This is a genomic window from Halomonas sp. McH1-25, from assembly GCF_022348165.1.
Classification (GTDB): domain Bacteria; phylum Pseudomonadota; class Gammaproteobacteria; order Pseudomonadales; family Halomonadaceae; genus Modicisalibacter.
The window spans coordinates 85,724-105,446 of record NZ_JAKRFI010000001.1; the positions used below are offsets into that span (position 1 = coordinate 85,724).

Here is a 19,723-nt window from a genome sequence, read left to right on the forward strand (position 1 = left end):
TTTATCGAGCAAGCCGACATTGGCTGGCTTTCCTTTGACATGGATCAAGACAGACAAGGTGCAAGGAGGCACGATGCGCAGTTTCATCTACGACACGCTTATCCTCAGGCTCACTTCCCGGTGGTATGCGGAGGTGCTGCAGCGCGTGCCCGAGGGCGCTGCCGTGCTGGATGTCGGTATTGGCACGGCGGGCGCATTGCTGGCCAATGCCGAACTGGTCAGGCGAAAGCGCCTGCATGTGACGGGCATCGATATCGATGCCGATTATATGCAACGTGCCCGGCAAAGGTTGGTGGAGTCGCCACTGGCTGACCATACCGACATCCATCTCGAATCGGTCTACGAGCATCTGGGCGGGCCATACGATGCCGTCTATTTCTCGGCCAGCTTCATGCTCCTGCCCGAGCCTGACCGGGCGCTACGGCACTGCTGCGAGCTGTTGCGCCCGGGCGGACGGATATTCTTCACGCAAACCATCCAGACGCGGCCATCGCGCTGGATGGAGACGCTAAAGCCCGTACTCAAACGGGTAACGAGTATCGATTTCGGCCAAGTGACCTATGAGGACGATTTCAAAGCCCAGCTTCGTGATGCCGGTCTTGAACTGGAGGAGTTCATCTTCCTGGCGCATCACGGCAGTCGAGCGTCATGCCTTGCCGTGGCTGGGCTGGTTGGTGTGCACTAAGCCTTCCGCTGGCTCAGCCTTTAGCTTCAGTAGTGGTAACGAAGTTGAGCAATAAGCAGCGCATCATCCGTCACCTTGTAGACCATGCGGTCTTCTTCGTTGATTCGCCGGGACCAGTAGCCGGCCAGGCTATGCTTGAGAGGTTCAGGCTTACCGACACCTTCGAACGGCTCTCGCTTGGTTTCCTTGATCAGCTTATTGATCCGGTTAAGGGTCTTTTTGTCGGTTTTTTGCCAGTACAGATAATCTTCCCACGCGTTTTCGGAGAAGAGCAGCTTCATTCAAGGAGTTCCTTCTCCTGACCACGGCCTTGCTCCAGTTCAGCGACAGATTCCAATAAGCGGCGAGTGTTCTTCGGCGCACGCAGCAGGTAGGCGGTTTCCTGCAGCGCTTCGTAGTCCTCCAGGGAGATCATCACCACGGACTGCGCTTTGCTCCGGGTAATGATGACTGGTGAATGGTCTTCACAGACCTGCTCCATGGTTTTGGCTAGATGAGTTCGCGCTGCGGTGTAGCTGATGGCGTCCATAAAGCGCTCCTGAGCGGGATGTCATTTATGTACAGAATACTGTACATGTACTGGCTAGGCAATCGCTTGTAGAATGGCGCTTCTCCGCTGCTTTGCTATGGGAGCCGAGGGCCGTGTCTTGCCGTGGCTGGGCCGGCTGGTGCCTAGTCACGTTATCGGTGAAGCCTGCTCCACTTGATAAAGATTATCTACGTCAGACTTGAAGAAAGAGATAATGACAAATAAGAGCTTCACGGCCTTGGACAAAGCCGTCCATGCGACCGGGGCGTCCCAAATTACCGCTGCCGCACGGAAAAAGAGGTGTCATGGCTTCAAAGTTCCTTCTGTGGACCATTCGGGTGCTGGCGCTCTGCATGGCACTGGTGAGTGTGCTGCCAGAGGTCCCCAGCGGTCAGTGGTGGATCAGACTGTGGGAATTTCCACGGCTTCAGTTGGCTTGGGCGCTGCTCCTTCCCTTGGCGCTGCTTGCAGTGCACGCCTGGTGGAAACGTCCGCGGAAAGAGCATGCAGCGTGGTTGGGAATAATCCTCGCGGCGGGGATATGGCAGCTGTCACATATCCTGCCGTTCACTCCGGTCTGGCAGCCCGAAGTCCCCGACGCTGAGACTCACCCCAACAAAGCCGGGGTGACATTCAAAGTCATGACCGCGAATGTCACCTACACCAACGATCACTACAGCGAGGTCTTGGAGTTGGTGCGGCATGAGGATCCAGACCTTTTGCTAACGCTCGAAATCGACAGCGAGTGGAACGAGGGTCTGGCGCCGCTGAATGAGCGCTATGCCCATCGGATTGGAGAGGTCCGTGGCGAGGGGCTGGGAATGGTGCTCTGGTCGAAGTTCCCGCTACTGGAACAAGAGATCAAGTATCTGGTCTCCGAGCGCCGTCCCTCGATCTTTACGACCCTGGATATACCGGGAATCGGACCGGTCCGTTATGTCGGTATCCATCCGGTCCCGCCAGGGCTGCGTGACCGGATTGCCCGTAACGACCAAACCTCCGAGCGTCGCGACAGCCGAGTCCGCGACGCGGAGCTGATGCTAGTCGCTCGCGAGGTCGAGGAGGACGCAGACAACCGCTGGATCGTCACCGGGGACTTCAATGACGTGGCGTGGTCGGATACGACGCAACTGTTCGCTGACCTGACCGACTTGAAGGATCCGCGCCGTGGCCGGCGGTTGCTGGCTACCTACCATGCACAGCACCCCCTATGGAGATATCCTATCGACCATCTGTTCGTCTCCGACGGCTTCCATCTGGCCGACTTCGGCCGGCAACGGGTGTTCGGCTCCGATCACTTCGCCATTACCGCGACACTGGCCGTCGCGAATAAGGACAACGCAAAGCCGCGAGCCTCTGCTGAGGAAGCAGAGAGGGCTCGGGAAATGGTCGAGGAAGGATTCGAAGACGCTGCCGAGCACGAGGTTAGCTCGCCACCGTCGGATTGAAGGGGTCAGGAATCAGGCGGGGAAGGCCTTATCTTCGATTGAAGCCAGCGGATCAAGAAGGCAATAAATTTTCAAAGGTGGCTGCGTTCCGCGTTAACGCTACCGACAACCTTGAGCCAGGCACCGGCTTCACACTTGAGACGTTTCGCATCGATGCTGCCATTGACCCGCGCGCTGGACAGCAACAGCGCCTGATCCGTGGCGACTAGCCGCCCTGTGACGCGCCCCGCGACGCTAATGACGCGTGCCTCGATGGAATGGCATACGCGCCCCGAAGCGGCGACATTCACGCTATGCTCCCTGGCCGTCACGCTACCCTCGATGGTGCCGTGGATGGCCAGCGATTCCCCTGAGTCCACTTTCCCTTGGATAAGCAACGTTGAGCCGAACTGGCTGCCTGAATGTGACGGAAGCACATGAGCGAGCGCTGCGGCGGGAAGAGCCGGCAAGGGAGTATCCGTCTGGTTGGCCGTTTGGGTCGCCGGCTTGATGGACTCGCGGGGTAGTAGGGCTACTCGATCCTGGACAGCTTCCACGGCGGCCGGCCGGAACGCCACAGCACGCTTTCTGCTGCGCCGCTTGCCGTCGAGTATAAGGATGATGAGCGCCACGACGCCCAGAACGAACAATACGTCCCTGCCCCCCATAATAGCCCCTTGATCGGTGTGGGATGCCCATTGCCAGTATAAGTGGGCTGCCAGACGCTGAGAATTGACGACTAACCGGCTTTTCCGCTGGCTAATTCCTGCTTTGATCCGATACAGGCCAGGCAATATCCACTAGTGTGCGATTCCTTCATGCGACCCGGAGCCTTTCCTCATGTTCAGCAAGCACAAGCCCGCCAGTGACCCTGCCGATCAAGCGGCGACGCCCCCCGCACGGCCACAGCGTGCCTCGAGTGCCGATGAGCTGCGCGGCAGTGGCGTGCGACCCTCCATCATCGGGGCTAATACCCGCGTTGAAGGTAGCGTCATTGGGGAGGAAGAACTGATCATCGATGGCCAGATAACGGGCACGGTGGAGTTCAAGCGCAACGGCGTCAGCATTGGCAGCACCGGGCGCGTAGAAGGCGATATCTATGCACAGACGCTGCATGTTGCCGGTAGGGTGGAAGGGCGTCTGATAGCCTCGAAGAAGGTCACCGTGCACCGCTCGGCGCATATCGTGGGATCGATCATCACTCCCTGCCTGGCGCTGGAGGATGGGGCTGTGTTTCGTGGCGACATCGACATGAATAGCGAGAATGAAGTATTGGTCGCGGCGTTCGATAAGGTAGATAGCGCAGCGCCTGCCCAGACTGTGATGCGTGAAGACGAGGCGTCAACTCCCATTGATCAGGAAGAGACGTTGGCTGAGACAGACATGACTCGCGAAGATAAGGCCTGATGCATAGGGAGTCGCTGAGGCTCCAACGACCCGCCAGGCTCTGAACATGATACTTCGTAAACCCCGAGCCAACGTATTGACTCGGGGTTTGCCATTCATAATCCGGTGAGTGTCAGTGTGTGACGTTACACCTTGCTGACGATCAGCGCCGCATTCACCCCGCCAAAGCCAAAGCCGTTACACAGCACATGCTGTGTCGAATGCTCGCGCGCCGAGCCCGAGACGAAGTCCAGGTCCTGAATATCCTCGTCGACGTTTTCCAGATTCAGGGTCGGGGGCAGCCGGTCGTGCATTGCCGCCAGAGCGGAGAAGATGCTCTCCACGCCGCCGGCGGCACCGAGCATATGGCCGGTGGCCGACTTGGTCGCGGAAATCGGAATGCCGGCGAGGGCATCGCCAAAGGCATTGCGCAGGGCGGCGATCTCGGCCCGGTCGCCGACCGGCGTCGAGGTGGCATGGGCGTTGATATGGCTAATCTCCTCGGGAGAAAGCCCCGCCATCTTCAGCGCTGCGCGGATGGCTGCCGCGGCTCCTGAGCCGTCTTCCGGGCCGGCGGTGATGTGGTAGGCATCGGCGCTGGTGCCATAGCCACTTAGCACGGCCAGGGGCGTTGCCCCGCGTGCCTCGGCGTGGGCCAGGGTTTCGATCACCAACAGCCCCGCACCTTCGCCCATGACGAAGCCATTGCGAGCCTGATCGAAGGGCCGCGATGCCTTGGCGGGCTCTTCCTGCTCTGTGGAGAGTGCCTTCATGGCATGGAAGCCGGCCAGCGACAGCGGGTCGATACAGGCCTCGGCGCCGCCCACCAGGGCCACCTCAGCCTCGCCGCTGCGTATCAGACGCATGCCGTCGCCGATGGCCTGCACGCCTGCGGCACAGGCGGTCACCGGACAGCCCAGCGGCCCACGAAAGCCATGGCGAATCGACACATTGCCTGCCGCCAGGTTGGCCAGGAAAGCCGGTACGGTGAACGGAGAGAGCCGGCGGTAGCCGCGTGTCGACAGGGTGTTCTGCGCCTGGGTGATGGTAGGGAAGCCGCCGATGCCGGAACCAACGATGGTCGCGGTGGCCAGGCGGTCCGCATCGCTGGTCGGGAACCAGTTGGCCTGGGCCAGCGCCTCTTCGGCGGCGGCCATGGTGTAGAGACTGAACAGCTCCAGCTTGCGCCGCTCCTTGGCATCGAGCACACGATCCGGGTCGAGGCCGGCCTCGGGGTCGTCGGCGATATCGGGCACCGACCCCGCGACCTTGATCGGCAGGTCACCGGTATCGAACCGAGTGATCGGGGAAATGCCCGAGCGGCCGGCAAGAAGGCGCTCCCAGCCCGCCTTGACGCCGCAACCTAGGGGACTGATCATGCCCATGCCGGTGATGACGAGCGGTGATTGCATGGTAGTTTCCTGAACGACTTGGGATCGTGCCACGCTAGCACCGGGCTTTATATGATCAAGGTAATATTCAGCGCAGGAGATGAGAGTCGCCATGCCCTACTCGACTCATCACAAGGCCAAATCGCGGGAGCGCATTCTCAAGTCCGCTATCGAGCTGTTCAGTCGTAAAGGCTTCGAGAAAGTCTCCATCGGTCAGATCATGAAGCTGGCCAAGATGACCCATGGTGCCTTCTACGCGCACTTTGCCTCGAAGGAAGCGCTCTATCACGCCTCGGTACAGGAAACCCTGGAGAGCAGCCGTGCGGCCAGGCTGGTCAAGGGGCCCTTGTCGGTAAAGCACCTGACGGAACTGGTATCCAATTGCTGGAATCTCCAGGAGTTGGAACGCAAGCACAAGCCGGGCCCGGAGTCGGTACTGTTCAACGAGATCGGCAACGAGAACGCCGAGATCCGCACGCTGTTCGAAGCCTCCTACCTGCGCATGAAGAAGATGCTCGAAACCCGCCTCATCGCCCTGAGCCGCCTCAAGAAACTGCCTTTCGAACCCGACCGCGACGTCATTGCCGACAAGTCCCGCGTCATTCTTGCCTCGCTGGTCGGCGCCGTGGCCATCGCCAAGAGCCTGCCCGGCGAACAGGAGCGACAGCACATCCTCAACGCCGCTCAGCGCAACATTCTGCGGATGCTCGGCGTCAATGAAAGCGAGCTGGAAAGCATGCTGGGCGCCGCTGGAGCAGAGAGCGCTTAAAAGGTACTGATTCCATCACCGCCATTGAGACAAGCATGACACTCGACTACCGCTGGCTTTACGACACCGCACGCAGGCGTTTTGAATCCGACGAAGCCATGGAAGCTTTCCTGCCCAAAGCGCTTGCTGCCGACGAGCTGAAGCAGAAGGGCGATGACCGTTACCTTTCCGCCATGAGCCAGCGGGTATTTCGGGCCGGTATGCAACACTCGGTGGTCGATGCCAAGTGGCCTGCCTTTGAAGAAGCGTTCTGGGGTTTTGTTCCTGAGACGATGGTGTTGCTCAGCCCAGAGCAAATCGAAGGCTATATGAAGAACGATCGAATCATACGCCACCGCACCAAACTGCAGACCATCCCCAAGAATGCCCAATTCATACTGGATATTCGCCAGGAGCAGGGCAGCAGTTTCGGCGAGTTCATTGCCAACTGGCCGAGCACTGACATCGTCGGCTTATGGCGTTTGCTGGCCAAACGCGGCGCTCGCCTGGGCGGACGCTCGGCTTCCGCATTTTTGCGCTTGGTCGGAAAGGATACGTTCCTGTTGACCAGCGATGTGGTCGCACGCCTGATAGCCGCAGGCGTTGTTGACCAACCCCCTACCAGTCAGCGCGATATGCAAGCCGTGCAGGGCGCTTTCAACGAGTTGCAGCAGAGTTCTGGAAGGCCGTTGTGTCAGTTATCGGCCATGCTGTCGTTGAGTATCAATCCAAGATTCTAAGGCTGACTGTTCGACTGCCAAGGCTTCGAGAAGGCCTCGATCGGCTAGATCAGGGCCTTTTCGTTCGAGCCATTCGCAGCCTAAGTGATTGCTCTTATAGGCTTTTCCTATCATGGCTAAAGCTTCTCTCTGCTTGACGGCTGTGTTCCTGAATCCTTCACTGTATTTTGATGGCTTATAAGAATTTCAAAGCCTCCAGCATAGGCCTGAAGGTAGTCCGCAGCCCCAAGACGATATGAATCGTCGGATTTTCCTGTGGGCCACAATCCTGTCGAGGAGAATAATTACTATGTCCGACCAGAAGCCTAAGCGCCCGGAGTGGGCTGCACGCACGACGCCGCGCCTGCAGGGCAACGAGCATTGGTGGCCCGACCAGCTTACCCTTCACATCCTGCATCAGAAGCACCCCGACGCGAGCCCGTTCGGCCCCGAGTTCCGCTATGGCGAGGCGTTCTCGCGACTCGACGTCGATGAACTGACCGCCGATGTCGATGCACTGATGACCGACTCGCAGGACTGGTGGCCCGCCGACTGGGGCCACTACGGGCCGTTCTTCATCCGCATGTCATGGCACGCAGCAGGGACCTATCGAGCAATTGACGGGCGTGGCGGCGGCGGCACCGGCGCGCAGCGCTTCGCACCGCTCAACAGCTGGCCCGACAACGGCAACCTGGACAAGGCGCGCCGACTGCTCTGGCCGATCAAGAAGAAGTACGGCGAGAAGATCTCCTGGGCCGACCTGCTGGTCTTCGCCGGCAACCGCGCCCTCGAGACGATGGGCTTTCGCACCTTCGGCTTCGGGTTCGGCCGCGCCGATATCTGGGCACCCGAGGACGACATCTACTGGGGTCCCGAGACTGAATGGCTCGCCACCAAGGACGAGCGCTACACCGGTAGCTGGGAGGACGGCAACCGCTTGCTGGACAATCCGCTCGCTGCGGTGCAGATGGGGCTGATCTACGTCAACCCCGAGGGCCCCAATGGCATTCCTGACGCGATGAAGTCCGCTAAGGACGTGCGCGAAACCTTCGCACGCATGGGCATGAACGACCGCGAGACGGCGGCCCTGACCATTGGCGGTCACACCTTCGGCAAGATGCACGGCAACGGCCCGGCGGATGCCGTCGGCGAGGCACCGGAAGGCGCGAAGATCTTCCAGCAGGGGATCGGCTGGGCCAACAAGCACGAGACCGGCCTTGGCGAATACACGGTGACCTCGGGCCTTGAGGGTGCCTGGACGCCGACCCCGACCCAGTGGGACAACTCCTACCTCAACACCATCTTCGCCCATCAGTGGGAGGTCAAGAAGTCGCCGGCTGGCGCCAACCAGTGGGAGCCGGTCGAGGTGAAGGAGGGCTACTGGGTGCCCGACGCCCACGTCCCAGGCAAGAAGAACCCGCCGGTGATGAACACCGCCGACATGGCGATGATCACCGACCCTGCCTATCTGGAGATCTGCAAGGAGTTCCACCAGAATCCGGACAAACTTGCCGACGAGTTCGCCCGTGCCTGGTACAAGCTGCTGCATCGCGACATGGGCCCGCAGGCCCGCTACCTCGGCCCGCAGGTGCCTGACGAAGTGCTCGTCTGGCAGGACCCGGTACCCAAGCACGAAGGGCCGCTCGTCGATGAGGCGCAGATCGCTACGCTCAAGCAGCAGATCGCCGACTCCGGCCTCACCGTCAAGCAACTGGTAGGCACCGCCTGGGCCTCAGCCTGCACCTACCGCCAGACCGACCACCGCGGCGGCGCCAACGGGGCACGCATCCGTCTCGATCCGCAGGCCGGCTGGGACGTCAACGTGCGCTCCGGGGTGCCCGAGGTGCTCGACCGGCTCGAGCAGATCCGCAGTGACTCCGGCATCAACATCTCGCTGGCCGACATGATCGTGCTGGCTGGCAGCGTCGGGGTCGAGACGGCCGCCAAGGCGGGCGGCCATGACATCACCGTGCCATTCACTCCGGGCCGCACCGATGCCACCCAGGAGATGACCGAGGTGGATACGCACGCCTACCTGGAACCGAGGCACGATGCGTTCCGCAACTACATGCAGCCCCAGGTGACCGCCATCCCCGCCGAACACCTGATGGTCGACCGGGCGTTCATGCTCAACCTCAGCGTACCGCAGATGGCCGCACTGCTCGGCGGCATGCGCGCCATGGGCATCAACGTCGGCGACAGCAATGAAGGCATCTTCACCGACCGGCCCGGGCAACTGACCAACGACTTCTTCGCCAACCTCGTCGACATGGGCACCGTCTGGGAGCCGGTCGATGAGAGCGAAGAACGCTTCGTCGGCAAGGACCGGGCCACGGGCGAGCAGAAGTGGACCGCCACCCGCGTCGACCTTATCTACGGCTCCAACTCGCAGCTACGCGCCATCGCGGAGGAGTACGCCGCCGATGGTGGCGAAGAGCGAATGATCGACCGCTTCGTCAAGGGCTGGGTCAAGGTCATGGAGAACGACCGCTTCGACCTGCACCGCTGAGGATTAGGCCCGTAGCAGTAGAAGCCTCTCGCTGATGAATGAACCCCGAAGGCTGATTCAGCCTTCGGGGTTTTTTTGTTGCAGAACTAGATCAAGAGGCGTGGCTTAGTACCGCCTAATGCTTTGGTTGGCGTTGTTCTCAACGTTACGGTTGGTTACGGTATGCCCAAAGCTGACTTGGACGGCTAAGGAAATAACAGGGTACTCAGGGACTGCCGCACTAGGGATGGCTAATTATCATCCATTCTGACGGGTAGGGCGGTAGTGTGCCCGTCCCTTGAATTCTAACCGGATTGATTTTGTGGTCTCCGGCACATGCAGCTCCACACTGCAAAGGCTCTATATGCATGCGTCTCGGAAGCTCCCATGCAGGCCGGATAGCGCACTCCATGGAAACGAATGAAATGCCGAATTATAGTTGTTGGTTTTAAATCAGTGCATTAGACAGAAAATGGTACGCTAAATAATATTCTTGAACGCACATGCGCTTTCAAATGAATAAACGAGCGTGAAGTCTAATACCTGTTGGGACTAAAAAGCACGAGGTAAAGTATCTATGAAGGAATACCTGTTCCGAGAAGCTCGATCAGATGACCTTGCAGCTCTAGTCGAAATGCTTGCTGATGATGAGCTTGGGCAATCTCGTGAGCTACCGGGAACGCCGTTGAACTATGGCTACGCTGCAGCATTTAAATCTATCCAAAACGACCCAAATAACGAGCTCATCATTTGCGAATCGGATGGACAGGTACTTGGTATGCTCCAAATCACGTTCATACCTTATCTGACCTATATTGGAGGCTGGCGAGCGTTGATCGAGGGCGTTAGGGTTGCGTCTTCTAAGCGAGGTGAGGGAGTTGGTGCCAAGCTTCTCGAATGGGCGATACAACGAGCCAAGGAAAAAGGTTGCCTAATCGTCCAATTAACCAGCGACAAAAAAAGGCCGGACGCAATTCGTTTTTACGAAAAGCTCGGGTTTAGCGCGTCGCATGAAGGGATGAAGCTCTGGTTGAACTAAAGAGTGTCCAACCGATCGCTGAGGTTGTCCGCTGTTTTACTTCGATCCATAGGGGCAACTGAGCTTCGGCGATAAGTTTAAATCGGGATCGGTCATGGATGAAAAAATACGAGCATCCTGGGAGCGGACTCTTCACCCAGAAACCCTTAAAACCAACATCATCACAGCGTCAATATTCTCGATGGCTTTCGAAATGCTGAAGAGCAGCATTGTTGAAAAGATCGAAGATTTCTTTACGAACGGGTTTGAACAGAATGGACCGCTTGTCAGCCCAGAATACAAAGAAAAGGTCCTTTCTCTGAACAAAAGCCCCCTCTACGCGTCATTGAAGTGGCTGCAGGGAATGGACGCCATCAATGCTGAGGACATGGGAAAGTTTGAACACAATTAAAAAGTGTCGCAACACGTTGACACACGAGATGCTTTCTTTCGCTTCCAATGGCGTAGATTTCAACATTGCGGAAGCATTCGACGAAATGGTAGCTCTGTTACGAAAGATCGAAATGTGGTGGTTCGAGCATGTTGAAATGGCAATAGATCCGGAATCCTATCCAGAGGATTTAGATATGGATCAGGTAATTCCCGGGCCAGTCTAGAGTCTCCAAATGCTTATAGATGTTGCGTTGGGACCAGAGGAAGAGGCTGAGAAGTATTATGATCTGTTTGTGGCAGCCGCAGACAAAACTTAACCAGCGGATGAAGCCTACCGGTACTACGCTGGGCTCCGTCCCGGCGGCTTACCCAAGGCGCTAGAGGTTAAACGTATGAATCTACGCCTCAGACCGGCCTTAAACGACGAATACGACTTTGCCTATCAGGTGAAGAAAGATGCAATGGGCCCTCACATTTCCGCGAGGTGGGGATGGGATGAGGCCTTTCAGCTTTCTATTCATCGGCAACGATGGAACGAGAAGCCTTGGTCAGTCATTATGTACGGAGAGAACCGCATAGGAACTTTATCCCTCTTGGATGAAGGAGACACTTTACGCTTCGGAGAGTCATTGGGGCATTCACAGGAAAATCCTTTTTCTTCTCCAAAGTTTAAACGGCTCGAGTGCCTGGGTGGTGGCGTGCTTGTGCACCTTCATTGGCCAAAGATCGGGGAAATGCGCCAGCATCTGGTACGAACTTCGGTAATCGAAGCCCGCTTCGGCGGCACCGTCCCGATCGACCGCGTAGATCACCTCGTCGATACCTGCGAAGAGGGCGTTTAGGTAGCACATGGCACAGGGCTCGCCCGAAGCCAAGAGCGTCTTCCCCCGCAATTGGCTGCCGCCGACGTTACGACACGCGTCTCTGATAGCCTCGACCTCTGCGTGGGCGGTCGGGTCGTGATGTTCCAGAACGCGGTTTACGCCACGTCCCAGAACCGTTCCGGTGGCATCGACGACAAAGGCAGTGAAGGGGATGCCGCCATTGCGGACATGCTCGCAGGAGTAGTCGACAAGATTTTCCATGAGCTGCGAGAAGCGTTCAGTTGGGCTAGTGGACATCAAGATCTCCGACTGAGTGGATCCTCCACGAAAGGACAAGCAGCTTGCGGTTGCTTGTCCTTCCGGAAGGGTTGTGTGTCTTTTAGGGCGCTATAAGGCTCGATTCGTCGGCTTGCAGCTTCTCGCTACTGGCCAGTTTCAGCCAGATGACGCCCGCAATAATAATTGCCAGCCAGAACGCCTGGCTCAACGTGAGGGATTGCTCGAACAGCACGCTACCGAAAACAGCTGAACCTACAGCGCCGATGCCCGCCCATACGGCGTAGCCAATCCCGACATCGATCGTCTTGAGGGCAACACTGAGCGCGTATAGCGTGAGCAAGAAGAAGACGATGGCCGAGATCGACCAGCTCAGAACGGTGAAGGCTTCACTACCAGCGACACTCAGGGCATAAACGATCTCGAAGGCGCCGGCGAGCAATAGCGCGATCCAGGCACGCCCGTTGCTAGTTTGGCTTGTAGTTGCATTAGTCATGTCGATTTCCTTTGGTCTAGTGTGGATGTCATACGTATCGCTACTGCGTTGAATGCTGGATTAGTCTTACGCCGCGCCGCTTAGCCGAAGCCCGATGACACCGCCAATGACCATGGCGATGCCCGAGAGCTTTCTCAGGTTGAGCCGCTCCTGGAAGAACACTGCACCCAGGATGACAATCCCGACCCCGGCAACGGAGGTCCAAATGGAGTAGCCCACGCCGACGTCGAACTCGAGAAGCGCGAGACTGAGGAAGAAGGTGGCAATGGCTCCGCTGACAAGCGTGGCAATCGTCCACCAGAGTCGGGTGAACCCCTGTGCATTTCCTGCTGAAAAGGCGACGGCAATTTCAAAAAGGACGGCGACGCTGAGGTATAGCCAGCTGATCATGATGTTTACTCCTAGAATGTTGGAACGTTGGTTGTGTTTGGCCCTGTTGGTGTGGGCCTAGCGTGCGTTGCCTGCGACCGAGGTATCAGGCAGGTGCTGCTCGTGGCCCGTCTCGATCGAGACCTGTTCCAGTGCCCGGCGAAGCTCTCCAGGTAACGGCACGCCACGGAACACCTGCTTGCCCACCACAATGGTGGGTACGGACGTGATGGTCATATCCTCCCGGGCATGACGCAGGGCCTCGCGGTGACGCTCACGGTAAGTACCCTTGGCCAGTGCGCTCAGTACCGACTCGCGCTCGAGGCCCACCTCGGCCCCCAGATCGGCCAGTATCTCGGGGTTGCCGATATCCTTTTCCTCTTGGAAGAAGGCTTTCAAAGCGCGCATCGAAAACGCATGTCCCAGCCCTTGCTCATCTGCCATCGCGAAGACTTCGAAGGCCTTGTCGGTGCGTGGCTGGGGCGAAATGGCCGGCAGCTTGATCGGAACGCCGAGTCGCTCCGCCATCGGGTAAACCGATTGCTTCCAGATCTGTGGCAAATAAGGATCCTCGACGCGCAGGGTCGGTACCGGTTCGGGCCGCAGCTCGTAGGGGCGCCAGTTGATCTCGACGTCCTGCCCCTGAATCGCCTCTTCGATGATGTGCTCTGCCAATAGGCAGTACGGGCAGACGTAGTCGGTATAGATAGTGATTTGTTTAGACATACATTCACCTATGGTTGTACATACAAATATTTGATATTAAACCATTGTGATCATTACGGCATTTTTGACGATGGGCATCTTGGCCAAGGCCTGCTCGATGTCCTCTAGGTTGGGGCGCACGCCACGGACTTTAGCGATGAAGTCGTTGCGGTCGAGCAGGGTCAACTGGTCACGTTCATCGCGTAAGGGCAACTTCATCATGTGCTCCGCCCATGAGGATGCTTCAACATATGCTTGCATGTGCAAGCATTCACAGGGTAGCAGGGCGCGCTAGCGTGTCAACATGTTTGCACATGCAAATACAATGAATGTTGTGCGTCATTTCGCTTGCAATGGTTGTCTGTAACCGAGGGTGATTATCCTAATGCTATGAAATATAAAATTTTTATTGGTGATTAGTGATAAAAGGGGCAGTGGTGACTTCGAGAGGAGATCAGGTGAACATCGCGCAACGTGGCAAATTTCCTACACGTTCCGAGGCTTTGGCTGGCGCATAGGTCAGACATCGGCTAGTGTATGCATGTACAAGTATCGAGGCTAATAGGTAGCGATAACTGCGACTGCTTAGATGAGAACAGCTATGACCCCCCAATCAGTAGTGTGGCAACAGGTTCGGAATGTCTTCGAGTCGGTAGAGAGCCAAGTTGCGAAAGACCTGCAGCGTGAGCATGGCTTGGGTCTCACTGAATATCGGGCATTGCAGTTGCTTGCAACAGCAACCGACTCCGAGCTACGCATGCAAGAGTTGGCCAATAAGCTCGGGTTGAATCAGAGTTCCGTGACACGACTTGTGGAGCGCATGGAGCGCAATGGTTATACAATCCGTGATGCTTGTCCTAACGACAAACGTGGCGTTTATACCGTGATTACCAAGCGAGGACGACAGATACAAAGCGAGGCCGGAAAAGATTACGATAACTTCCTGAATGCGGCACTCGACGAGGCATATAGGCAGCAAGAGAACTCAGAGATAGTTAGTTGTTTGCGGCAAGTTCTTGGGTCTAATCGTTCAAAGTCGAGTATGTAAACGATGAATGCCACCGGTCCGAAACGTTGCAGCGATGCGACAATCGAGTAGTCGATGTTTTGCGAGAAGGATCGTTGTCGGCGCCGAACATTGCTGCTGCTTCGCCACCCGATCTCATCTATGAATTCAACTCGCAGCAACGCGCCATCGCCAAGGAGTACGACCCCGACGATGGCGAGGAGCGAATGAAAGATCGATTCGTGAAAGGGTGGGCCAAGGTCATGGAGAACGACCGCTTCGACCTGCACCGCTGAGGGGTAGTCCCGTAGTGGGAGAAGCTCCCCTCGTATGAAACTAACCCCGAAGACTGTATTCATCCTTCGGGGTTTTTCATTTTGCAGATATCAATCAAGATCCGCCGCTTAGTGCCGCCTAATGCTAATGTTGGCGTTGTTCTCAACGTTACGGTTGGTTACGGTATGCCCAAAGCTGACTTGGACGGCTAAGGTGAATTCTTCAGCGTATCGTTGAGGGCTCATGGAACCTCCTGATGCCTTCAGTATAAGGCTTGGAGGTGTCTACGAAACTAGGGACGATTCTGGTCAGTGACAGTAAGTGGCAACTGGAGTGTGACCTTCTGGTTTGAAGACGGAGATGCCGAGATTGTGAACTACGAGGATTATCACTGAGGTACCGCCAATGTTAATGCACAACCCTCCGCACCCGGGTGAAATACTGCGAGAGCTTTGTCTTGAGCTCCTTGGCCTCTCTGTCACGGCGGCGGCAGAGGCACTGGGTGTTAGCCGCAAAACGCTGAGTGCCGTGTTGAATGGCAAGGCCGGTATCAGTCCAGAAATGGCAATCCGGCTCTCTATCGCTTTCGATACCTCCGCAGAAAGCTGGCTGAATCAGCAGTCCCAATATGAACTCTGGCATGCCGAACAACATCGCAAAGAGCTCAAAGTGAAGCGGCTTGTTGCGGCCTGAAGCAGCACATAACCAGGGCATGCACCGGATTCCAAAACCTCCGCTGCGGTTCGGTCACCGGTGATGGGGGCGTTAACCACCATCAAAAATATCCCCAAGGTCGGATGAATGTTCAACTCTCGGAGTGCAATTCAGACCGCTGGCCGGGGTTTTGATTCAGGTCTGTTTACTTCGCCGCCAACGCCACCCCTACCTTCGACCGGTTCGGTCGCCCAATCGCTTGGGTGATCCAACTGCCGGTTCCTGCCAGCTTGTTCAGATTGATTCCCGTCTCGATGCCCAGCCCATCCAGCAGATACACCACGTCTTCACTCGCCACGTTACCGGAGGCCCCTTTGGCGTAGGGGCAGCCTCCAAGGCCGGCGACGGAACTGTCGATAACCGCGATGCCTTCTTCCAGCACGGCGTAGAGGTTGGCGAGTGCCTGGCCGTAGGTGTCGTGGAAGTGGGCGGCGAGCTTGTCGAGGGGAATGTCTCGGCTCACGGCTTCGATCATGCGCTTGGCCTTGAGCGGGGTGCCGGTGCCGATGGTGTCGCCGAGCGAGACTTCGTAACAGCCCATCTCGTATAGCGCTTTCGAAACCTCGGCGACCTTGGCGGGGTCGATCTCGCCCTCGTAGGGACAGTCGAGCACACACGAGACGTAGCCGCGCACACGCACGTTGGCGGCCTTGGCGCGCTCCAGCACCGGTTCGAAGCGTTGCAGCGATTCGGCAATCGAGCAGTTGATGTTCTTCTGCGAGAAGGCCTCGCTGGCGGCACCGAAAACGGCGACTTCCTCGACACCGCATTCCAGTGCAGCTTCCAGGCCCTTGAGGTTGGGGGTAAGGACGGAGTACACCACGCCGGGGCGGCGGGTGAGGCCGGTCATCACTTCGCGGTGATCGGCCATTTGCGGCACCCACTTGGGCGAGACGAAGCTGGCCGCTTCGATATGCCGGATGCCTGCCGCGCCGAGGCGGTCGATCAGTTCCAGCTTGGTGGCGGTGCTGATCGGCTCGGGTTCGTTCTGCAGGCCGTCGCGGGGGCCGACCTCAACGAGCCTAACTTGATTAGGAAATGCCATTCCGTTTACTCCAGTTGTTACCGCTCAACTGATTCTGTCAACGCGGCTTCTCCGTCGACAGGGCTATGCGGAGGCGCTGTAAATCCTTCCTTGGACGCTACATTTGCCCTCCCTGGCAAATGACCTCCGCTTCGCCCTGTCCCCGGCGCCGCTCACCTTGGCGCTCTCAGTTTCGCTTTAGCTTATTCAGAGGGAGCGAACTCCACCAGCACATCTCCCTGTCCCACCGTATCGCCGGCCTGGAAGTGGAAGCTTTCCACATGGCCCTCGGCGGGGGCGTTGAGGGTGTGCTCCATCTTCATCGCTTCCATGACCATCAGCGGCGTGCCTTTCTCGACGGCCTGGCCGGGCTCGACGAGCAGCGCGACCACGGTCCCATGCATGGGCGCGGTCAGGGTGGCGTCGACTTCGTGGTGGCCATGATCGACGGCATCGAGGCGTCGCCAGAACAGCCGGGTCTCGCCCTGGGCGTTGCCCAGGATGAGGGTGTCGCCGTGGGCGGTACGCTCGGTGCGGGCCAGCAGGCGGCGGCGATGCCCGTCCAGGGTGATTGCCGCAGCGTCGCCTTCCAGGCGTTGCAGGCGGCCGGTCAGGGTGTCGCCGCCGATGTGCAGGCGCCAGTCGTTGTCGGTCATCGGTCGCTCGGCCAGTACGGTGACGATGGCGTCGCTGTCGGCCTCGTCGCTGGCATGCGCCGGGGCGGTGAGGGCGATGCGGATGGCTGCCGGGGCGTTGAGCCGCCAGCCGTCGCGGCGTGCCCAGGGGGAGGCGGCGCGGGCCTCGTTCTGCAGCCGGTCGATGGCGACCAGGGCCGCTGCGGCATAAGCCTGGGCATCGAGCCGTGGGGCGGCGAACAGGCTGTCGTGGTGATGCTCGATGAAGCGGGTATCGAGCTCGGCCTGCTTGAATGCAGGGTGGCTGGCCAGGCGCTGCAGGAAGGCACGGTTGGTGATCACGCCGGCCACGTCGAGCGCGCTCAGCGCCCGGTTGAGGGTGGCCAGGGCCTGGTCGCGCTCGTCGCCATGCACGATCAGCTTGGCGAGCATCGGGTCGTAGTGCATCGAGACCGCGTCACCGGCCTCGACGCCGCTGTCGAGCCGCACACGCTCGGCGTCCAGCCCCGCGCCGGTCAGATCGAGCCCGAAGCGCTCGAGCGTGCCCGTGGCGGGGAGGAAGTCCTGCTCGGGGTCCTCGGCGTAGAGCCGCGCCTCGAAGGCATGGCCGCTGATGGTCAGTTCATCCTGCGCCTTGGGCAGCGGCAGGCCGGCGGCCACGCGCAGTTGCCACTCGACCAGGTCCTCGCCGGTGATCATCTCGGTGACCGGGTGCTCGACCTGCAGGCGGGTGTTCATCTCCATGAAGTAGAAGCGGCCATCCGCATCCAAGAGGAATTCGACGGTACCCGCGCCCACGTAGCCGATTTCCTTGGCGGCGCGCACCGCGGCCTCGCCCATCTCGCGACGCAGGGCCTCGCTCATGCCCGGTGCGGGGGCTTCTTCCAGAACCTTCTGGTGGCGGCGTTGCACCGAGCAGTCGCGCTCGAATAGGTAGACGCCGTTGCCCTGGCTGTCGCAGAACACCTGTACTTCGACGTGGCGGGGCTGGGTCAGGTATTTCTCGATCAGCATGCGGTCGTCGCCGAACGCAGCCCGGGACTCGCGGCGGCAGCCGTCGAGGGCGGCCTGGAATTCCTCGCCACGCTCGACTACGCGCATGCCCTTGCCGCCGCCGCCGGCGCTGGCCTTGAGCAGGGCCGGGTAGCCGATGCGATCGGCCTCGGCTTTCAGATGGTCGTCGGCTTGCTCATCGCCGTGGTAGCCGGGCACCAGCGGCACGCCGGCGGATTCCATGCGCGCCTTGGCGGCGGACTTGTCGCCCATGGCGGCAATCGCGCTGGCCGGCGGGCCGACGAAGACGATGCCGGCCGCTTCGCAGGCGGCGACGAAGGCGGCATTCTCGGACAGGAAGCCGTAGCCGGGGTGGATGGCGTCGGCGTTGGTGCGCCGGGCCGCTTCGATGACAGCGTCGATAGCCAGGTAACTCTCGCGTGCCGGGGCCGGGCCCAGGCGCACGGCCTCGTCGGCTTCGCGCACATGGCGGGCATTGGCATCGGCGTCGGAATAGACCGCCACGCTCTTGAGGCCCAGGCGGCGGGCGGTGCGGATCACGCGGCAGGCGATCTCGCCGCGGTTGGCGACGAGGACCGTCGCAAGCGGCTTGGGGGCGTTGGCGAGGCTCATGCACCCGGCTCCTTGTCGTTGTCTTGTTGGGGCTTCCAGGCGGGCGGGCGCTTGTCGAAGAAGGCGCTCAGGCCTTCCTGGCCTTCGGCGCTGACACGCAGCTCGCTGATGACCTGGCAGCAGCGCTCGCGGGTCGCGTCGCTGTCCGGGGCGCGGGCGACTTCGGCGAGCAGGGCCTTGGTGGCGCGGCTGGCCTGGGGCGAGGCGTCGAGCAGGGTGTTGACGTACACCGCGACGCGCTCGTCGATTTCCTGCTTGCCGGTGACTTCGTGGACCAGCCCCAGCGTCTGGGCGGTGGTCACGTCCATGACCTCGGCGGTCAGCGCGTAGCGGCGCATCTGGTGGCTGCCGATGGCGCGCAGCACGTAGGGGCTTATGACCGCCGGCGACAGGCCGATCCTGACCTCGGAAAGGCAGAAGCGTGCCGCCTCGGAGGCAATGACCAGGTCGCAGCACGCCGCTAGCCCGACGGCGCCGCCGTAGGCCGCGCCCTGGACGCGACATACGGTCGGGCAGGGCAGGGTGTCGAGGCGGTGCATCATGCGCGACAGCTCGCGGGAGTCGTCGAGGTTGGCATCGAAACTGTACTCGACCATGCGCTTCATCCAGTTCAGGTCGGCCCCGGCGGAGAAGTGCTTACCTTCCGAGCCCAGCACCACCACGCGCACCTCGCCACGTTCGGCGGCGCCATGCAGGTGATCGAGATGACGGTTGAGTTCGGCAATCAGCGCGTCGTCGAAGGCGTTGTGCACGTCGGGGCGTGCCAGGGTCAGCCAGGCGACGCCGCGCTCGTCGATGTCCAGCTTGGAATAACTCTGTGTATCAGCCATGTCTGTCTCTCTTCCGGCTAGTCCCATTCACAGCGCGCGGCTTACCCGGGAACATGAACCGCGAAGACGCTGTAAATCCTTCCTTGGACGCTCCATTTTTCGTCCCTGAAAAATGAGCTTCGCTTGTTCCTGTTCCCGGCGCCGCTCATGTAGGCCTT

Annotated in this window: 24 protein-coding genes; 12 read left to right on the forward strand and 12 right to left on the reverse strand. The window is 59.4% G+C overall.

Translation table 11 applies throughout. From position 1 onward, the window contains the following. Positions 1-73 precede the first annotated feature (73 nt). On the forward strand, positions 74-685 hold the full coding sequence (locus tag MHM84_RS00360) for a class I SAM-dependent methyltransferase (protein WP_239261249.1): 612 nt from the start codon (positions 74-76) through the stop codon (positions 683-685). Between the two features lie 26 nt (positions 686-711). On the opposite strand, the gene MHM84_RS00365 is transcribed toward MHM84_RS00360, so the two are convergent. Together MHM84_RS00365 and MHM84_RS00370 are read right to left on the reverse strand one after the other, a co-directional pair. Beyond that, positions 712-966, reverse strand: coding sequence for a Txe/YoeB family addiction module toxin (locus MHM84_RS00365; protein WP_239261252.1), 255 nt, complete (start codon positions 964-966; stop codon positions 712-714). Then, positions 963-1,214, reverse strand: a complete 252-nt coding sequence (locus tag MHM84_RS00370; RefSeq protein ID WP_239261254.1) for a type II toxin-antitoxin system prevent-host-death family antitoxin — start codon at positions 1,212-1,214, stop codon at positions 963-965. Before MHM84_RS00370 ends, MHM84_RS00365 begins: the two co-directional genes overlap by 4 nt. 305 nt (positions 1,215-1,519) lie before the next feature. Here MHM84_RS00370 and MHM84_RS00375 point away from each other — a divergent pair, with 305 nt between their 5' ends. Further along, positions 1,520-2,662 (forward strand): endonuclease/exonuclease/phosphatase family protein, encoded by a 1,143-nt coding sequence (locus MHM84_RS00375; RefSeq protein WP_239261256.1) that lies wholly within the window; start codon positions 1,520-1,522, stop codon positions 2,660-2,662. A 71-nt stretch (positions 2,663-2,733) separates the two neighbouring features. Here the strand turns inward: MHM84_RS00375 and MHM84_RS00380 are convergent, their stop codons facing one another. Beyond that, complete coding sequence (locus MHM84_RS00380; RefSeq protein ID WP_239261258.1) at positions 2,734-3,309, reverse strand: polymer-forming cytoskeletal protein; 576 nt, start codon at positions 3,307-3,309, stop codon at positions 2,734-2,736. A gap of 172 nt (positions 3,310-3,481) precedes the next feature. Between MHM84_RS00380 and MHM84_RS00385 the strand changes: the two genes are divergently transcribed. Next, on the forward strand, positions 3,482-4,048 hold the full coding sequence (locus MHM84_RS00385) for a polymer-forming cytoskeletal protein (RefSeq protein WP_239261260.1): 567 nt from the start codon (positions 3,482-3,484) through the stop codon (positions 4,046-4,048). Positions 4,049-4,173: 125 nt separating this feature from the next. On the opposite strand, the gene fabF is transcribed toward MHM84_RS00385, so the two are convergent. Then, positions 4,174-5,439 carry a beta-ketoacyl-ACP synthase II gene (fabF, locus tag MHM84_RS00390; protein WP_239261262.1) on the reverse strand — a complete coding sequence of 422 codons (1,266 nt, stop codon included), beginning with the start codon at positions 5,437-5,439 and terminating at the stop codon, positions 4,174-4,176. Positions 5,440-5,530: 91 nt separating this feature from the next. Between fabF and MHM84_RS00395 the strand changes: the two genes are divergently transcribed. From MHM84_RS00395 to MHM84_RS00415, 5 genes are all read left to right on the forward strand, one after another. Next, positions 5,531-6,187: a TetR/AcrR family transcriptional regulator gene (locus MHM84_RS00395; RefSeq protein ID WP_239261264.1), complete on the forward strand. Its 657-nt coding sequence runs from the start codon at positions 5,531-5,533 to the stop codon at positions 6,185-6,187. Positions 6,188-6,222: 35 nt separating this feature from the next. Further along, positions 6,223-6,906, forward strand: a complete 684-nt coding sequence (locus MHM84_RS00400; RefSeq protein ID WP_239261266.1) for a DNA-3-methyladenine glycosylase I — start codon at positions 6,223-6,225, stop codon at positions 6,904-6,906. 289 nt (positions 6,907-7,195) lie between these two features. Further along, complete coding sequence (katG, locus tag MHM84_RS00405; protein WP_239263758.1) at positions 7,196-9,394, forward strand: catalase/peroxidase HPI; 2,199 nt, start codon at positions 7,196-7,198, stop codon at positions 9,392-9,394. Between the two features lie 556 nt (positions 9,395-9,950). After that, complete coding sequence (locus MHM84_RS00410) at positions 9,951-10,412, forward strand: GNAT family N-acetyltransferase (protein WP_239261268.1); 462 nt, start codon at positions 9,951-9,953, stop codon at positions 10,410-10,412. Between the two features lie 94 nt (positions 10,413-10,506). Continuing rightward, a complete protein-coding gene (locus MHM84_RS00415; protein WP_239261270.1) occupies positions 10,507-10,803 on the forward strand; it encodes a hypothetical protein in 297 nt (98 codons plus the stop codon). Between the two features lie 619 nt (positions 10,804-11,422). Here the strand turns inward: MHM84_RS00415 and MHM84_RS00420 are convergent. The 5 genes from MHM84_RS00420 to MHM84_RS00440 all read right to left on the reverse strand — a co-directional run bounded on the left by MHM84_RS00420 (position 11,423) and on the right by MHM84_RS00440 (position 13,673). Continuing rightward, positions 11,423-11,905 carry a nucleoside deaminase gene (locus MHM84_RS00420; RefSeq protein ID WP_239261272.1) on the reverse strand — a complete coding sequence of 161 codons (483 nt, stop codon included), beginning with the start codon at positions 11,903-11,905 and terminating at the stop codon, positions 11,423-11,425. Positions 11,906-11,987: 82 nt separating this feature from the next. After that, positions 11,988-12,380: a multidrug efflux SMR transporter gene (locus tag MHM84_RS00425; RefSeq protein WP_239261274.1), complete on the reverse strand. Its 393-nt coding sequence runs from the start codon at positions 12,378-12,380 to the stop codon at positions 11,988-11,990. 66 nt (positions 12,381-12,446) lie between these two features. Continuing rightward, the gene (locus tag MHM84_RS00430; RefSeq protein WP_239261276.1) at positions 12,447-12,770 is read right to left on the reverse strand and encodes a multidrug efflux SMR transporter; all 324 of its coding nucleotides are present in this window, start codon (positions 12,768-12,770) and stop codon (positions 12,447-12,449) included. A 57-nt stretch (positions 12,771-12,827) separates the two neighbouring features. After that, entirely contained in the window at positions 12,828-13,475 is a 648-nt protein-coding gene (locus tag MHM84_RS00435; protein ID WP_239261278.1) for a DsbA family protein, read from the reverse strand. A gap of 36 nt (positions 13,476-13,511) precedes the next feature. Beyond that, entirely contained in the window at positions 13,512-13,673 is a 162-nt protein-coding gene (locus tag MHM84_RS00440; protein WP_239261280.1) for a hypothetical protein, read from the reverse strand. Positions 13,674-14,055: 382 nt separating this feature from the next. Here MHM84_RS00440 and MHM84_RS00445 point away from each other — a divergent pair, with 382 nt between their 5' ends. From MHM84_RS00445 to MHM84_RS00460, 4 genes are all read left to right on the forward strand, one after another. Then, on the forward strand, positions 14,056-14,502 hold the full coding sequence (locus MHM84_RS00445) for a MarR family transcriptional regulator (RefSeq protein ID WP_239261282.1): 447 nt from the start codon (positions 14,056-14,058) through the stop codon (positions 14,500-14,502). 74 nt (positions 14,503-14,576) lie between these two features. Then, positions 14,577-14,756: a hypothetical protein gene (locus tag MHM84_RS00450; protein ID WP_239261285.1), complete on the forward strand. Its 180-nt coding sequence runs from the start codon at positions 14,577-14,579 to the stop codon at positions 14,754-14,756. Between the two features lie 315 nt (positions 14,757-15,071). After that, the gene (locus tag MHM84_RS00455; RefSeq protein ID WP_239263760.1) at positions 15,072-15,131 is read left to right on the forward strand and encodes a hypothetical protein; all 60 of its coding nucleotides are present in this window, start codon (positions 15,072-15,074) and stop codon (positions 15,129-15,131) included. A gap of 10 nt (positions 15,132-15,141) precedes the next feature. Further along, the gene (locus MHM84_RS00460) at positions 15,142-15,429 is read left to right on the forward strand and encodes a HigA family addiction module antitoxin (RefSeq protein ID WP_239261287.1); all 288 of its coding nucleotides are present in this window, start codon (positions 15,142-15,144) and stop codon (positions 15,427-15,429) included. A gap of 166 nt (positions 15,430-15,595) precedes the next feature. On the opposite strand, the gene MHM84_RS00465 is transcribed toward MHM84_RS00460, so the two are convergent. From MHM84_RS00465 to MHM84_RS00475, 3 genes are all read right to left on the reverse strand, one after another. Next, positions 15,596-16,495, reverse strand: coding sequence for a hydroxymethylglutaryl-CoA lyase (locus tag MHM84_RS00465; RefSeq protein ID WP_239261289.1), 900 nt, complete (start codon positions 16,493-16,495; stop codon positions 15,596-15,598). A gap of 182 nt (positions 16,496-16,677) precedes the next feature. Beyond that, positions 16,678-18,735 (reverse strand): acetyl/propionyl/methylcrotonyl-CoA carboxylase subunit alpha, encoded by a 2,058-nt coding sequence (locus MHM84_RS00470; RefSeq protein WP_239261291.1) that lies wholly within the window; start codon positions 18,733-18,735, stop codon positions 16,678-16,680. Then, a complete protein-coding gene (locus MHM84_RS00475) occupies positions 18,732-19,565 on the reverse strand; it encodes an enoyl-CoA hydratase-related protein (protein ID WP_239261293.1) in 834 nt (277 codons plus the stop codon). Before MHM84_RS00475 ends, MHM84_RS00470 begins: the two co-directional genes overlap by 4 nt. Positions 19,566-19,723: the final 158 nt, after the last annotated feature.